Here is a 15,572-nt window from a genome sequence, read left to right on the forward strand (position 1 = left end):
ACCCATGTCCGAACGACCCAAAACCCCGCTGCTGGATCAGGTCAGGCGCCCTGTCGACCTCAAGCCGCTCAGCGACGCACAGCTGCACCAGCTGGCGCGCGAACTGCGGGCCGAGACGATCAGCGCGGTGTCCGAAACCGGAGGGCATCTGGGCGCGGGGCTGGGCGTGGTCGAGCTGACCGTGGCGCTGCACGCCGTGTTCGACGCCCCGCGCGACCGGATCATCTGGGACGTCAGCCACCAATGCTATCCGCACAAGATCCTGACCGGCCGCCGCGACCGTATCCGCACCCTGCGTCAGAAAGACGGGCTGTCGGGTTTCACCAAACGATCCGAGTCGCCCTTTGATCCCTTCGGCGCGGCGCATAGCTCCACCTCGATCTCCGCGGCGCTGGGCTTCGCCGTGGCGCGCGATCTGGGCGGCGCGCCCGAGCATGGGCTGGGCGATGCCGTCGCGGTGATCGGCGACGGCGCGATGAGCGCGGGCATGGCCTATGAGGCGATGAACAACGCGGGCGCGCTGAAAAAACGGCTGATCGTGATTCTCAACGACAATGAGATGTCGATCGCTCCGCCGGTGGGCGCGATGTCGTCCTATCTGTCGCGGCTTTACGCCGGGGCGCCGTTCCAGGATTTCAAGGCGGCGGCGAAAGGGGCGGTCAGCCTGCTGCCGCAACCTTTCCAGGACGGCGCGCGGCGCGCCAAGGATCTGCTCAAGCACATGACCGTCGGCGGCACCCTGTTCGAGGAGCTGGGCTTTTCCTACATCGGCCCCATCGACGGGCATGATCTGGACCAGTTGCTGCCGGTGCTGCGCACCGTGCACGACCGCGCCACCGGCCCGGTGCTGATCCATGCGATCACCAAGAAGGGCAAGGGCTATGCCCCCGCGGAAACCGCCCGCGACAAGGGGCACGGGGTCTCGAAATTCGATGTTGTGACCGGCGAGCAGCGCAAGGCGCCGTCCAACGCGCCGAGTTATACCAAGGTCTTCGCTCGTGCGCTCATCGCGCAGGCGGCCGATGATGCGCGTATCACCGCCGTGACGGCGGCGATGCCCGACGGGACCGGGCTCGACCTGTTCGCCGAACGCTATCCCAGTCGCTGTTTCGACGTGGGGATTGCGGAACAGCACGCGGTGACCTTCTGTGCGGGCATGGCGGCGGGCGGGCTGCGGCCCTTCTGCGCGCTTTATTCCACATTTCTGCAACGTGGCTACGATCAGGTGGTGCACGATGTGGCGATCCAGCGCCTGCCGGTGCGTTTCGCCATCGACCGCGCCGGGCTGGTGGGGGCCGACGGCGCGACCCACGCGGGGGCCTTCGACGTGGCCTTCCTGGCCAATCTGCCCGGGTTCACCGTGATGGCCGCCGCCGATGAGGCGGAGCTGATGCATATGGTCGCCACCGCCGCCGCGCATGACGAGGGCCCGATCGCGTTCCGCTTTCCGCGCGGCGAGGGCGAGGGCGTCGATCTGCCCGAAGCCGGCGTGCCGCTGGAAATCGGCAAGGGCCGCATCATCAGCGACGGCGGGCGCGTCGCGCTGCTGTCCTTCGGCACCCGCCTGTCAGAGGTGCGCCGCGCCGCCGAGGCGCTTTCCGCCCGCGGCATCCGCCCCACCGTCGCCGACGCGCGCTTTGCCAAACCGCTGGACCGCGAGTTGATCCTGCAACTTGCACGCGACCATGAGGCGCTGATCACCATCGAGGAAGGCGCGATCGGCGGCTTTGGCAGCCACGTCGCGCAGCTGCTGGCCGAAGAGGGCGTGTTCGACGGCGGGTTGAAATACCGCTCCATGGTGCTGCCCGACATATTCATAGATCAGGCCAGCCCCGCCGACATGTACGCGACCGCCCGGCTGGATGCCGAGCACATCGAGCGCAAGGTGTTGCAGGTTCTGGGCGTGGACAAACTCGACAGCAAGCGCGCCTGAACGACGTCGGCCCGTGTACGTCGGCCCGTGTACGTCAGCCCGTGTGCCGCGCCTCGCGTTCGCGCGCCAGCAGATCGCGCAGACCGCTGCGGTAGTCGGGGTACTTCAACGCAACGCCCAATTCGTGTTTGATGCGGTCGTTGCGGACGCGCTTGGATTCTGCATAGAAGCTTGATGCCATCGGCGTCATTTCCGCCTGCTCGATGGGAATTTCGGGCGGCACCGGCACGCCCAGCAACTCCGCCGCGAAGGCGATCACATCCTGCGGTGGCGCGGCGTCATCGTCGCAGAGGTTGTAGATCGCGTTCCGATCGGCGCGCAAATCGGGCCGGGCGATGGATGCCGCCAGCACCTGCGCGATGTCCTCCACGTGGATGCGGGAAAACACCTGGCCGGGCTTGACGATGCGGCGCGCCGTGCCGTTCAGCACCTTGGCGAAGGGGCCGCGGCCCGGCCCGTATATCCCCGCAAGCCGGAAGATATGCAGCGGCAACCCGGTTTCCGCCGCGAACCGCTGCCAGGCGGTTTCGGCCTGGACGCGCATCTGCCCGCGCCGGGTGCCGGGGGTCAGGGGGGTGTCTTCGTCGACCCAGGCGCCGCCGTGATCGCCGTAAACCCCCGTGGTCGAAAGATACCCCGCCCATTCCAGACGGCCCGCCACCCGGGCCAGGGTATCCTGCCAGCCGGTCAGCAGCGGGTCGCCCGCCGTGTCCGGCCCGGCACAGATCAGCAGATGCGAGGCCCGCTCCAGCGCCTCGTTCACATCGTCGCGCCCCAGTAACAGCGCGGTCACGCCGCTGTCGGTGAGCGCGCGGGCCTTGTCGGCGGACCGCGTGGTGCCGATGATCGTCCATCCGCAGGGGATCAGCACATCGGCCAGCGCCTGCGCCGAATACCCGTGCCCGAAACTGAAAAGCGTGCCTGTCATGGCGCGACGATGCGGCGAAGGGCGCGCGGATGCAAGGAGCCGCGTTCAGCGGCCCTTCCAGACCGGATCGCGTTTCTCGGCAAAGGCGCGCGCGCCCTCCTTGTTGTCGTCCGAGCCATAGAGCACATCGACGCTTTCCAACTGCCGCCCGGTGACCCGGTTCATGGCATCCTGGAACTTCGAATCCTCGGCATCGCGCACGATTTCCTTGATCGCGGCGTAAACCAGCGGCGGCCCCGAAGCCAGAAGCCGCGCCATCTCGCGCGCCTGCTGCATCAGGTCCGCTGCCGGATACAGGTGGTTGACCAGCCCCCAGCGCCGCGCCTCCTGCGCGTTCAGCCAGCGCCCGGTCAGCAGCATTTCCATCGCGATGTGATAGGGAATGCGCTTGGGCAGCTTGATGCTGGCCGCATCCGCCACCGTGCCCGACCGGATTTCCGGCAGCGCAAAGCTGGCGTGATCCGCGGCCAGGATGATGTCGGCCGACAGCGCCAGCTCCAGCCCGCCGCCGCAACAGATGCCGTTGACGGCGGCGATCACGGGCTTGTTCATGCCGCGCAGTTCCTGAAGCCCGCCAAAGCCGCCACGGCCATAATCCCCGTCGACGGCATCGCCCCCGGCGGCGGCCTTCAGATCCCAGCCGGGACAAAAGAATTTCTGCCCCGCGCCGGTCACGATGGCGACCCGCAGATCGGGGTCGTCGCGAAATTGGGCAAAGATCTCGCCCATCAGACGACTGGTCTCCAGATCGATGGCGTTCGCCTTCGGACGGTCCAGCGTCACCTCCAGCACCGGGCCGTCGCGGTGGGGCCTTACCGGGGATGTCTCTTGCATGTGTCGCTCCTTGGTTCAGCTCGGGGTCATGCGGATCAGCGCGTCGGCCGCGATGGCACGCCCGTCGGTTATCAAAAGCGGATTGATCTCGACCTCCTCCAGACGGTCGGCGTGGGTGACGGCGAAATCCTGCAATGCGAGGGCCGCCTCCAGTATCCGCCTGCGCGGCAGCGGCGCGGCGCCGCGATAGCCGCGCACGATCCGGTCAAGCCGCAGCCCCGCCAGCGCCGCGTCGATATCCTGCGCCCGCACCGGCAACAACAGATGCGCGCGCTCGTCGAAAAGCTCCGCCAGAATGCCGCCGGCGGCCAAGGTCAGTACGAACCCATGCGCCGGATCGCGGTGAATCCCGATCAGCAGCTCCAGCCGTATGGGGTGTACCATCTCTTCCACCAGAAAGGCGGCCGCACCCATGGCCCGGGCGGAGGCCTCTACCGCATCTGCATCTTGCAGGTTCAGCCGGACCGCGCCTGCCTCGGTCTTATGCGCATGGCCTTCGGCCTTGAGGACGAAAGGTGCGCGCAGCCGCGCCGTCAGGCGCGCGGCATCGGCCGGGGACGTCGCGCGAAATCCTGATGGCCGGTCGAGACCGTGACGCGCCAGCAGCCGCTTGGCCTCGGCCTCCGCCAAAAGAGCTGCCTCGCGCGGCAGGCCGGGCAGCAGGACAGGCAGGCGCTCCTCCGCCACACCCGCCCGCGCGCGCGCCGCGTCGAGCGCCGCCAGCGCATCATCCAACCCGCAAAGCGGCACAACCCCGCCCGCCATCAACCGCTGCGCGACGTCTTCGGGCAAAAGCTCCGGCAGGGTGGCCACCATCGCCATGGGCGTGGGGCAGGAGCGTGAGGCTAGCAGCGCGGCCTCGATCGCGCACTCCCAATCGGCCGCGTCGCAGCGATCCGCGCGCGGAAAATCGACAATCACCAGGACCATGTCCAAGCCGGGCGCCTCCATGGCGGCCCATGCGCGTGCCATCGCAGCGGTGTCGCGCCAGATGTAAGTGTTGTAATCCAGCGGGTTGGCCAGCGCCACCATGGGCCCCAACGCCTTTCGCAGCGCATGGTCCTGTTCCCCCGTCAGCTGCGGAAAGCTCAGATCCGGCAGGCGCGTGGCCGCATCGGCAATCAATGCCGCTTCCCCACCCGAACAGCTGACGGAGGCCAGTCTGCCCCCCGCCAGCGGCCCGCGCATGTGCAGAACTTTCAGCGTTTCCAGAAACACCGTCAGGCTGCCGGCTTGTGGGATCCCCAACCGCGCAAGGAAAGCGTCCGCGCCCGCGGACCCGCCCGCGATCGAGGCGGTATGCGACTGCGTTGCCTGCTGTGCCTGGCTCGAGCGCCCGACCTTAAGCACCACTATCGCCACGCCCCGCGCCCGTGCGGCCCGCGCCAGGGCTTCCCACTCCCGCAGATCGCCGAACCCTTCCACATGCAACCCGATCGCTGTGACACGCTCGTCATCCAGCAGCTGGCGCGCGATCAGGGCCTGCGACAGCTGAGCCTGGTTGCCGCAGGTGATCACATAACCCACCGGCAGCGCGCGTCGTTGCATGCTCAGGTTCAGCGCCACATTGGACGACTGGGTCAGGATCGCCACGCCGCGATCCACGCGTGCCAGCCCGTGTTGATCGGGCCATATCATGGCGCCGTCGAACGCGTTCAGGAAGCCATAGCAATTCGGGCCCAGTATCGGCATCCGGCCCGCCGCATCCAGCAGTTGCCGCTGGAGGTCGTCGGCACATGTATCTTCCGCCACAGCCTCCGAAAAGCCGGAGGCGAAACAGACGGCACCGCCCGCACCCGCATTGGACAGGGCCGCGACAACATCCAGCGTCGCATGACGGTTCACGCCGACAAAGGCGGCATCCGGCGCGCAAGGCAGCTGGGCAACCTCTCGCACCGCCGCCACGCCGCCCACCGAATCCGCGTCGGGATGAACCGCCATCAGGCGGCCCGGAAAACCCGCCCTTTGGCATTGCGCGATGACCTGCCTGCACCACGCGCCGCCGCCGACCACGGCTATGGATCGGGGATTGAGCAGGCGCGTCAGATCCATGATCGACCCTTGGCGGGAAAACCGAAGGCGGCCTTCGGCGAGGATATTTGCAACCAGAAGAAGCGGCAGGCAGCCCCCCGGCCGGATCGAGGGCGCGGGGGGCCTTCTCCTGGTGCGGTCATCGGCGTCCCCGCCTGTACCGCTCCTCGAACTTGCGCGAGTCGAGTTAACAACCCGTTTCTTCTGGTCGAAAATATCCCCGCCGGAGGCATGAAACCTCAGGCCCCCAGCGCGCGCAGCATCTCGCGCGCGATGATATGGCGTTGAATCTCGCTGGTGCCGTCCCAGATGCGTTCCACCCGCGCATCGCGCCAGAAGCGTTCCAGTGGATAGTCGTCCATCAATCCCATGCCGCCGTGCAACTGGATCGCCGCGTCCGTCACCCGGCCCAGCATCTCGGAGGCGAAGAGCTTGGCCGAGGCGATCTCGCGGTTGGCGCTCAACCCCTGGTCCAGCCGGTCGGCGGCGGCCAGCGTCAGCAGGTCGGCGGCGTCTATTTCCGTCACCATGTCGGCCAGCTGAAAGGCGACGCCTTGGAACTTGCCGATCTTCTGCCCGAACTGTTCGCGCTCGGCCGCGTAATGCAGCGCGTGGTCGAAGGCGCGGCGGGCGCGCCCGACGCTCATCGCGGCGACGGTGATGCGGGTGGCGTAGAGCCAGCTGTTCATCACCTCGAACCCGCCATCGACCGTGCCCAGCACCTGCGCGTCGGGCAGGCGGCAATCGTCGAAGTCGAGGATCATGTTGGCATAGCCGCGATGGCTGACGGATTTATAGCCGTCGCGGATGGTGAACCCCGGCGTGCCGCGATCCACCAGAAAGGCGGTGATGCGCTTTTTCGGGCCCTTGGGCGTCTGATCCTCGCCGGTGGCGACGAAGACGATGATGAAATCGGCGTGGTCCGCCCCCGAGATGAAATGCTTGGTGCCGTTCACCACCCAATCGCCGCCGTCGCGCCGGGCGGTGCATTTCATGCCCCGCACATCCGATCCGGCGCCCGGTTCGGTCATCGCCAGCGCGTCCATCCGTTCGCCCCGCACGGCGGGCATCAGGTAGCGGTCGATCTGGTCGCCTTCGCAGGCCATGAGGATGTTCTGCGGCCGTCCGAAGAAATGGGTGAGCGCCATCGACCCACGCCCCAGCTCGCGTTCCACCAGGGCAAATTCCAGGTGGGTCAGCCCCGCGCCGCCGACGCTTTCGGGAAAGTTGCAGGCGTAGAACCCCAGCTCCAGCGTCTTGCGCTTGATCTCTTGCGCGATCTCGGCGGGCACGGTGCCGCTGCGTTCCACGGCGGTCTCATGCGGATAGATCTCGCGCTCGACAAAGCTGCGGACCGTGTCGGCGATCATCTCCTGGTCCTGGGTCAGGCCGTATTGCATGGCGGCGCCTCCGGGCTGCTGGGCGTGCTACTGGGCGTAGGTGCTGCCTTCCTCGTCGAGGATGGCCTTCAGCTCCGCCAGGTGGCGGGCGTCCTGCTCGGGGTAGTTTTCGAGCTCCCTCGCGGTCTTCTCGGCGATCTCGTCGGACAGCACTGCCAGCGGCTGGCCGGTTTGCAGGGCGCGGATGTAGGTTTCCGCCGCGCGCTCGAAGTAATAGAGCCGGTTGAAGGTGTCGGCCACGGTGTCGCCGATGATCATGATGCCGTGGTTGCCCATGATCATCACCTTTTTCTTCGGGTCGTCGAAAAGCTGCGCGCAGCGCTCGCCTTCCTCTTCGAAGGCCAGGCCGCCGTAGTGGGTGTCGATCACATACCGGTTGAAGAAAGTGGCGCAGTTCTGGTCGATCGGCGGCAGGCGCGGATCTTTCAGCGTGGCCAGCACCGTCGCGTGGATCGAATGAACATGCATGGCGCAGCGCGCGTGGGCGCAGTGGCGGTGCAGCCCGCCGTGCAGCCCCCAGGCCGTGGGATCGGGCGCGCCGGGGGCGTTCAGCGTGTCAGGGTCGTTGGCGTCGACCTCGATCAGGTCGCTGGCGCGGATGCGGCTGAAATGGACCTGGTTGGGGTTCATCAGGAACCTGGTCCCGTCGTCGTTGATCGACAGGGAAAAGTGGTTCGCGACGCCTTCGTGCATGTTCAGCCGCGCCGTCCAGCGAAAGGCGGCGGCCAGGTCGACGCGTTCCTGCCAGTGGTCCATGTTGGGGCGGGGGTGCAGCTGGGTGGGTTGCATGAAAGGGCCTCCTGTTTCGCGCAGGTAACCATGGCGTGGCGGCGAAAACTACCCCTGTCATCCGCGCGCGCCCGGCGTCCTCCGGCTTGCGCACTGACGTGGATGGGGGTTGCGCAGCCATTCGATCTGATGACAATTGGTTCATGAAAATACCTGTCGTCAAATCATGGGCCGAAACGGCCCCGACCCTGATCGCCGTGGCCGCGGGACGCGCCCCGGCGGATGTGGTGCTGCGTGGCGGCACCTGGGTCAACGTGCAGTCGCGCGAACTGCTGGAACGCCACGATATCGCCATCGCCGAGGGGCGCTTTGCCTATTGCGGGCCAGATGCCTCGCATTGCATCGGCGAGGCCACCCAGGTGATCGAGGCGGAGGGAATGTTCATGATCCCCGGCCTTTGCGACGCGCATATGCATATCGAGTCGGGCATGCTGACGCCCGCCGAATTTGCCCGCGCCGTGATCCCGCATGGCACCACCAGCATGTTCACCGACCCGCATGAGATCGCCAATGTGCTGGGGCTGCGCGGGGTGCGGCTAATGCATGACGAGGCGCTCCTGCAGCCGGTCAACATCTTTACCCAGATGCCCAGCTGCGCGCCGTCGGCGCCGGGGCTGGAAACCACGGGCATGGAAATCACCCCCGAGGATGTGGCGCAGGCGATGGCCTGGCCCGGTATCGTCGGACTGGGAGAGATGATGAATTTCCCCGGTGTGGTGAACGCCGACCCCAAGATGCTGGCCGAGATCGCGGCGACCCAAGGTGCGGGCAAGACCGTGGGTGGCCATTACGCCAGCCCCGATCTGGGCGCCGCCTTTCACGCCTATGCCGCCGGCGGCCCCGCCGATGACCATGAGGGCACCGGAGAGGCCGACGCCATCGCCCGCGTGCGCCAGGGGATGCGATCGATGATGCGGCTGGGCAGTGCCTGGTACGATGTCGAGAGCCAGATCACGGCGGTGACCGAAAAGGGGCTGGACCCGCGCAATTTCATCCTGTGCACCGATGATTGCCATTCCGGCACCCTGGTGAACGAAGGCCATATGAACCGCGTCGTGCGCCATGCCATCGCCTGCGGCTGCGATCCGCTGATCGCGCTGCAGATGGCCACGGTCAACACCGCCACCCATTTCGGGATGGAGCGTGAAATCGGCTCCATCGCGCCGGGGCGGCGGGCGGATGTGGTGCTGAGCTCGGACCTGCGCAGCCTGCCGATCGAACGGGTGATCGCGCGCGGGGTGACGGTGGCCGAGGGCGGTGCGATCACCGTCGACTGCCCGCATCTGAATTGGCCCGAGGACGTGCGCCGGACCGTCAGGCTGGGCAAAAGGCTGGAAGCCGCGGATTTCCGCATCACCGCCCCCGCGGGCGCGGAAAGCGTTACCGCCAAGGTGATCGGCGTCGTGGAAAATCAGGCCCCGACCAAGGCGCTGCGTGCCGAACTATGCGTCGAGGATGGCGCGGTCACGGGCGACGAAGCTGCGGACATCTGCCAGATCGCGCTGGTGGAACGGCACAGGGGCACCGGCAAGGTGGTCAACGGCTTCGTCTCGGGCTTTGGCTATCGCGGGCGGATGGCGATGGCCTCGACCGTGGCGCATGACAGCCACCACATGATCGTGGTGGGCACCTCGGCCGCCGACATGGCGCTGGCCGCGAACCGGCTGGGCGCGGTCGGCGGCGGCATCACCGTCTGGCGCGACGGCGAAGAACTTGCGCTGGTCGAACTGCCCGTCGCGGGGCTGATGTCGGATGCGCCCGCAGCGCAGGTCGCGGCCAGCGCCGACGCCCTGGTGCGCGCGATGGCCGATTGCGGCTGCACGCTGAACAACGCCTACATGCAGCATTCGCTGCTGGCGCTGGTCGTGATCCCCGAACTCAGGATTTCGGACCTGGGCTTGGTCGATGTGACGAAATTCGAACTGACGACGTTATTTGAGGACGCCGAATGATCAACGAAAAACATAATTTTCCCGTCCACTCTCCCGATGTGCCGACGCCCGAGATCTTCACCGATGCCGATAAGGCGGTGGCGCGCCTGCGCGAGCTTTACGATATCGCGACCTCCTTTCTGGTCGAAAGCTTCGCCCATGCCCTGCGCAGCGAGCGGCAGAGCGTGCGTTATCGCGCGTTCTACCCCGAGATCCGCATCTCGACGTCGAGCTTCGCGCGGGTCGACAGCCGGTTGAGCTTTGGCCACGTCGCGCAGCCGGGGATCTATGCCACGACCGTCACGCGGCCCGATCTGTTCGCGAGCTATCTGCGCCAGCAGATCGACCTGCTGATCCAGAACCACAACGTCGGCGTCACGATCGGCGCCTCCGACACGCCGATCCCGATGCATTTCGCGGTCTCGGAGGTGCCCGACCTGGCGGTTCCCCACGAAGGCGCGCTGTCCTTCCCGCTGCGCGATGTCTTCGACGTGCCGGATCTTGCGACGACCAACGACGATATCGTCAACGGTCACGGGTTCAAGAATCCCGACGGCACCGGGCCGCTCGCACCCTTCCCGGCGCAACGGGTGGATTATTCGCTGGCGCGGCTGGCGCATTACACCGCGACCCGGCCCGAGCATTTCCAGAACCACGTGATGTTCACCAACTATCAGTTCTATGTGGAAGAGTTCGAGGCCTACGCCCGCACCGCGCTGGCCGATCCGCAAAGCGGCTATATCGCGCTGGTGGGGCCGGGCAATCAGGTCATCACCGAATCCGATGCGCCCATGGCACTTCCGGCAAAGCTGCCGCAGATGCCGACCTTTCATCTGAAAAAGGCAAACGGCCGGGGGATCACGCTGGTCAATATCGGCGTCGGCCCGTCGAACGCCAAGACCGCGACCGATCATATCGCGGTGCTGCGCCCGCACGCCTGGATCATGGTCGGCCATTGCGCGGGCCTGCGCAACAGCCAGCAGCTGGGCGATTTCGTGCTGGCCCATGCCTATCTGCGCGAAGACCACGTGCTGGATGCCGACCTGCCGGTCTGGGTGCCGATCCCGGCGCTGGCCGAAATCCAGATCGCGCTGGAAACCGCGGTGGAGGAGGTGACCGCGCTGGAGGGCTATGACCTCAAGCGGATCATGCGCACCGGCACCGTCGCCACCATCGACAACCGCAACTGGGAATTGCGCGACCATTCCGGCCCCGTCCACCGGCTGAGCCAGTCGCGCGCCGTGGCGCTCGACATGGAAAGCGCGACGATCGCGGCCAACGGCTTTCGCTTTCGCGTGCCCTACGGCACCTTGCTGTGCGTGTCCGACAAGCCGCTGCACGGGGAGCTCAAGCTGCCGGGCATGGCGTCGGAGTTCTATACCGCGCAGGTCGGACGGCACCTGAAGATCGGGATCCGCGCGATGGAGCTGCTGTCGGAAATGCCGCTGGAACGACTCCATTCGCGCAAATTGCGCAGTTTTGAGGAGACGGCCTTTCTGTAATCGCGCGATTGCGTGGCCCAAATGCAGAAAATCAGTGAAAAAGCGCCATAGCTAGAAGGCTAACAGTTGTGTGGCGGGATTTTATCATTTTAACTGCGCGCAGAAGATCCGCCAAAAGGATCGGAACGAGGAGACGCCCCGATGGCCCAAAAGCCCATGACGAAGACTCAGTTGGTTGCGACGCTTGCCGAACGTGCCGACGTGGACAAGAAAACCGCCAATGCCGCGCTTGAGGCATTGACCGGCATGATCACCGAAACCGTCGCCGACGGCGGTGCCGTGACGCTGCCCGGTGTCGGCAAGTTCTATTGCCGCGAGCGCCCCGAGCGTATGGTGCGCAATCCCGCCACCGGCGAGCAGATCAAGAAAGACGCCGACCGCGTGGTCAAGGTGACCATCGCCAAGGCTCTGAAAGACAGTGTCAACGACTGAGCCTTGCGCCTGTCGATGAGCGGATTAGGGTCGCCTCCGGCGGCCCTTTTTCTTTGGCCTGTCATCGGGTCGGGGAACGGAAGGCAATTCAAATGGATCTGAAGTCGCTGGCCATGGGGCTGGGCTTTGCGCTGATGTGGTCGAGCGCCTTTACCGCCGCGCGCATCATCGTGACCGACGCGCCGCCGATGACGGCGCTGGTGTTCCGGTTCCTGATCTCGGGGCTGGTCGGGGTCGCACTGGCGCGCGCGACGGGCCAGTCGTGGCGTCTCAGCCGCAAGCAGTGGACGGCGGTTCTGATCTTCGGGCTGTGCCAGAATGCGCTTTATCTCGGGCTGAACTTCTACGCGATGCAGACCGTGCAGGCCTCGCTTGCCGCGGTCATCGGCTCCACCATGCCGCTGCTTGTGGCGGCGGCGAACTGGCTGATCTTTCGCGAACGCCTGCCGGTCGTGGGCGTCATGGGCGTGATTGCGGGGTTCATCGGCGTCGCCATCATCATGAGCGCGCGCATCTCGGGCGGGACCGACCCGTTCGCCATCTTGTTGTGCGTCATCGCGGCGGTGGCGCTGGCCTACGCGACGCTGACGGTGCGCAATGCTTCCAGCGGCGGAAATCTGTTGATGGTCGTGGGCCTGCAGCTGCTGGTCGGCAGTGCGATCCTGGCAGGCCCCGCCTTCGTGTTCGAGCCGTGGGATGTTGCCTGGTCCTACGAGCTGGTGGTGGCTTTCCTGTATACCACACTGATTCCGGGCCTCGCGGCCACCTGGGTCTGGTTCAGGCTGGTGGGGCGTATCGGAGCCACCCGCGCGGCCACCTATCACTTCCTCAACCCGTTCTTCGGCGTGGCGATCGCCGCCGTGCTGCTGGGCGAGGCGCTGGGGCCGCGCGATCTGCTGGGAGTGGCGATCATCATGGGCGGTATCCTCGCCGTCCAGCTGAGCCGTCAGAAACCCGCGGTCGCGGGGCCCGTTACGCCAGGATCCGAGGGGCCGAAAAGCGAAACACCAAAAGCCGAGCCATCACGGGCCGACGCGGCCTGTTACGCGTCGAAATAGCCGCCTAGCCGATCACGCCGCGCGGCCCGTCGCCGACCTGACTGCGGTGCAGCAACAGATGATCGAGCAGCACGCAGGCCATCATCGCCTCGCCCACGGGCACGGCGCGGATGCCGACGCAAGGATCATGGCGCCCCTTGGTCACGATCTCCGTGGGCTGGCCCGAACGGGTGATGGTGCGGCGGGGTTGCAGGATGCTGGACGTCGGCTTGACCGCGAAGCGCACGACCACGTCCTGCCCGGTCGAAATACCGCCCAGAATGCCGCCCGCGTGGTTCGAGGAATAGGCAGGCTTGCCATCGTTGCCCATGAAGATCTCATCGGCGTTTTCCTCGCCGGTCAGGGTGGCGCTGGCCATGCCCTCGCCGATTTCCACCCCCTTGACGGCGTTGATGCTCATCATCGCGGCGGCCAGATCGGTGTCCAGCTTGCCATAGACCGGCGCGCCCAGTCCGGCGGGCAGGCCCTGCGCCACCACCTCGATCACCGCGCCGACCGAGCTGCCGGATTTGCGCAGCCCGTCGAGATATTCGGCCCATTTATCCGCCATCACAGCATCCGGGCACCAAAAGGGGTTCTGCGCGATCGCCTCCGCGTCAAAGCGCTCGCGGGCGATCTCATGCGCGCCCATGCGCAGCATATACCCGGCGATGCGCAGATCGGGCATCAGCATGTCCAGCGCAGCCCGTGCCACACCGCCCGCCGCCACCCGCGCGGCCGTTTCGCGGGCCGAAGATCGGCCCCCGCCGCGATAGTCGCGAATGCCGTATTTCTGCCAATAGCTGATATCGGCGTGGCCGGGGCGGAATTTCTCGGCGATGTCGCCATAATCCTTGGACCGCTGATCGGTGTTGCGGATCATCAGCTGGATCGGCGTGCCGGTGGTCTGCCCTTCGAACACGCCCGACAGGATCTCGACCGCGTCGGCCTCGCGGCGCTGGGTGGTGAACTTGTTTTGCCCGGGCTTGCGCAGATCCAGCCAGCGTTGAAGCATCGTCTCGTCCAGCTGCACACCCGGCGGGCACCCGTCGACCGTCGCGCCCAGGGCGGGGCCATGGCTTTCGCCCCAGGTGGTCACGCGAAACGCTCTGCCGAATGTATTGATGCTCATGGTCGCAGGCTCCTTTGTCAGCGGTCTAGCGGGCGTGCGGCAGTGCCTCAAGATGAAATCGGGCCGGGGCCGCGCGCGTCGGCTCGGTGTCGGCTCGGCATCGTGGGGAAGGGTGCATCCGCAGGGCGGTCCGCCCAGATGCGAAAACGCCCCCGCAGAGGGCTGCGGGGGCGTTTTCGTTCCGGTGGCGTCCTTGGGCCAGCGCAGGGCGCGGGATCAGGCGTTGGTATCGGTGGTCTCGCGCTTGTCGCGGCGCTTGACCGGGGCCCAGATACGCTTGTTCGTCAGGTAAAGCAGCCCCGCCAGAAGCGTCAGGAACAAGACGCCCAGCAGCCCGGTGTACTTGCGACCCGGCAGCTTGGGTTCCGCCGTCCACATCAGGAAGGCAGAGACATCTTCCGCCTCGTTGCGCAGCTCGTTCGGATGCTGGTCGTCGAATTCGACCTCGCCACCGGCCAGCGGCGGCGGCATACCGATCCAGCCGCCGGGAAAGGCGGTGTTTTCATAGAGAACGACGCCCGCTTCTTCCTTTTCCTTGCCGGTGTAGCTTTGCAGCAGGGAGGTGATGTATTCGGGACCACCCATGCCTTTGACCAGTTGGTTGATCCCGGTGCCATAGGGGCCGTGGAACCCGGCGCGCGCCTTGGCCATCAGGCTGAGGTCGGGCGCATTCGCCATCTGCGACGGCGGGAAGTTGTCGGTTTCCTTGGCCGGGCGGAAATCGTTCAATTCCTTGTCGAATACCTCGAAGCGGGTCGCATAGGCGCGGACCTGCTCCTCGGGCAGGGCGACGCCGCCGGGTTCGGCCAGTGACCGGATCGGCACGAATTTCAAGCCGTGGCAGGCGGAACAGACCTCGGTATAGACCTTCAGCCCGCGCTGCAGTTGCAGCGGATCGTAGGAACCGAAGATCCCGTCGAAGGAGAAGTCGATATTTTCGATCTGCGGCTCCCCGCCCTCTTCGGCCAGGAGGGGGGCGGGGAGGACCGCTGCGTTTAGAGCCAGTGCCGCGATGGCGCCGAGGGCCGGTATCTTGAATTTCACGGGGTCAGTCCTTTCCAATCACTCGGCCGGTTCAGGGCGGGTCGCACGCGTATCGCTCGCGCCTTCGCCGTGCAGGGCATAGTGGGCCTTGAAGTCTTCCTCGATGGTTTCGGGCCGTGCCAGCGGCTTTTCGATCACACCCAGCAGCGGCAGGATGATCAGGAAATACGCGAACCAGTAGGCCGCCGCGATCAGCGAGAAGCTGGCGTAGGGCTCCTCGGCGGGCATCCCGCCCAGCCACATCAGCACGAAGAAGTCGACGACCAGCAGCGCGAACCACCACTTGAACATCGGCCGGTACCGGCCCGAGCGCACGCCCGAGGTGTCAAGCCACGGCACCAGCGCCAGCACCGCGATGGAGCCGAACATCGCCAGCACGCCGAAGAACTTGGCATCCACGATGCCCGCGGTCAGGAAACTGGCGATCTGCACCACCCAGACATCCGAGGTGAACGCCCGCAGGATCGCGTAGAACGGCAGGAAGTACCACTCGGGAACGATATGCGCAGGTGTCGAAAGCGGGTTCGCCTCGATATAGTTGTCGGGGTGCCCCAGGTAATTGGGCATGAAGCCCACCAG

12 protein-coding genes and 1 pseudogene are annotated in these 15,572 nt (G+C 66.2%); 5 read left to right on the forward strand and 8 right to left on the reverse strand.

Annotation, left to right across the window (positions count from 1 at the left end):
* Positions 1 to 4 precede the first annotated feature (4 nt).
* Positions 5 to 1,933 (forward strand): 1-deoxy-D-xylulose-5-phosphate synthase, encoded by a 1,929-nt coding sequence (gene dxs / locus ACU0BR_RS00520; protein WP_446154881.1) that lies wholly within the window; start codon positions 5 to 7, stop codon positions 1,931 to 1,933.
* 34 nt (positions 1,934 to 1,967) lie between these two features.
* Here the strand turns inward: dxs and ACU0BR_RS00525 are convergent, their stop codons facing one another.
* The 5 genes from ACU0BR_RS00525 to ACU0BR_RS00545 all read right to left on the reverse strand — a co-directional run bounded on the left by ACU0BR_RS00525 (position 1,968) and on the right by ACU0BR_RS00545 (position 7,915).
* Positions 1,968 to 2,861 carry an SDR family oxidoreductase gene (locus ACU0BR_RS00525; protein WP_446154882.1) on the reverse strand — a complete coding sequence of 298 codons (894 nt, stop codon included), beginning with the start codon at positions 2,859 to 2,861 and terminating at the stop codon, positions 1,968 to 1,970.
* A gap of 45 nt (positions 2,862 to 2,906) precedes the next feature.
* Positions 2,907 to 3,695: a carnitinyl-CoA dehydratase gene (locus ACU0BR_RS00530; protein ID WP_446154883.1), complete on the reverse strand. Its 789-nt coding sequence runs from the start codon at positions 3,693 to 3,695 to the stop codon at positions 2,907 to 2,909.
* A 15-nt stretch (positions 3,696 to 3,710) separates the two neighbouring features.
* On the reverse strand, positions 3,711 to 5,747 hold the full coding sequence (locus ACU0BR_RS00535) for an acetate--CoA ligase family protein (RefSeq protein WP_446154884.1): 2,037 nt from the start codon (positions 5,745 to 5,747) through the stop codon (positions 3,711 to 3,713).
* Positions 5,748 to 5,965: 218 nt separating this feature from the next.
* Positions 5,966 to 7,126: an acyl-CoA dehydrogenase family protein gene (locus ACU0BR_RS00540; protein WP_446154885.1), complete on the reverse strand. Its 1,161-nt coding sequence runs from the start codon at positions 7,124 to 7,126 to the stop codon at positions 5,966 to 5,968.
* Positions 7,127 to 7,153: 27 nt separating this feature from the next.
* A complete protein-coding gene (locus ACU0BR_RS00545; RefSeq protein WP_446154886.1) occupies positions 7,154 to 7,915 on the reverse strand; it encodes a class II aldolase and adducin N-terminal domain-containing protein in 762 nt (253 codons plus the stop codon).
* Between the two features lie 143 nt (positions 7,916 to 8,058).
* Between ACU0BR_RS00545 and ACU0BR_RS00550 the strand changes: the two genes are divergently transcribed.
* The 4 genes from ACU0BR_RS00550 to ACU0BR_RS00565 all read left to right on the forward strand — a co-directional run bounded on the left by ACU0BR_RS00550 (position 8,059) and on the right by ACU0BR_RS00565 (position 12,838).
* Positions 8,059 to 9,867, forward strand: a complete 1,809-nt coding sequence (locus ACU0BR_RS00550; RefSeq protein WP_446154887.1) for an adenine deaminase — start codon at positions 8,059 to 8,061, stop codon at positions 9,865 to 9,867.
* A complete protein-coding gene (locus ACU0BR_RS00555; RefSeq protein WP_446154888.1) occupies positions 9,864 to 11,348 on the forward strand; it encodes an AMP nucleosidase in 1,485 nt (494 codons plus the stop codon). The genes ACU0BR_RS00550 and ACU0BR_RS00555 overlap by 4 nt, the downstream gene beginning before the upstream one ends.
* A 141-nt stretch (positions 11,349 to 11,489) precedes the next feature.
* On the forward strand, positions 11,490 to 11,780 hold the full coding sequence (locus ACU0BR_RS00560; protein ID WP_446154889.1) for an HU family DNA-binding protein: 291 nt from the start codon (positions 11,490 to 11,492) through the stop codon (positions 11,778 to 11,780).
* A gap of 92 nt (positions 11,781 to 11,872) precedes the next feature.
* Entirely contained in the window at positions 11,873 to 12,838 is a 966-nt protein-coding gene (locus ACU0BR_RS00565) for a DMT family transporter (RefSeq protein ID WP_446154890.1), read from the forward strand.
* A gap of 4 nt (positions 12,839 to 12,842) precedes the next feature.
* On the opposite strand, the gene aroC is transcribed toward ACU0BR_RS00565, so the two are convergent.
* From aroC to ACU0BR_RS00580, 3 genes and pseudogenes are all read right to left on the reverse strand, one after another.
* Positions 12,843 to 13,949 carry a chorismate synthase gene (aroC, locus tag ACU0BR_RS00570; protein ID WP_446154891.1) on the reverse strand — a complete coding sequence of 369 codons (1,107 nt, stop codon included), beginning with the start codon at positions 13,947 to 13,949 and terminating at the stop codon, positions 12,843 to 12,845.
* A gap of 216 nt (positions 13,950 to 14,165) precedes the next feature.
* Positions 14,166 to 14,993, reverse strand: coding sequence for a cytochrome c1 (locus tag ACU0BR_RS00575; protein ID WP_446154892.1), 828 nt, complete (start codon positions 14,991 to 14,993; stop codon positions 14,166 to 14,168).
* Positions 14,994 to 15,011: 18 nt separating this feature from the next.
* Positions 15,012 to 15,572: pseudogene (locus ACU0BR_RS00580) on the reverse strand (cytochrome b); the annotation flags it as partial.

Source organism: Brevirhabdus sp. (assembly GCF_052826345.1).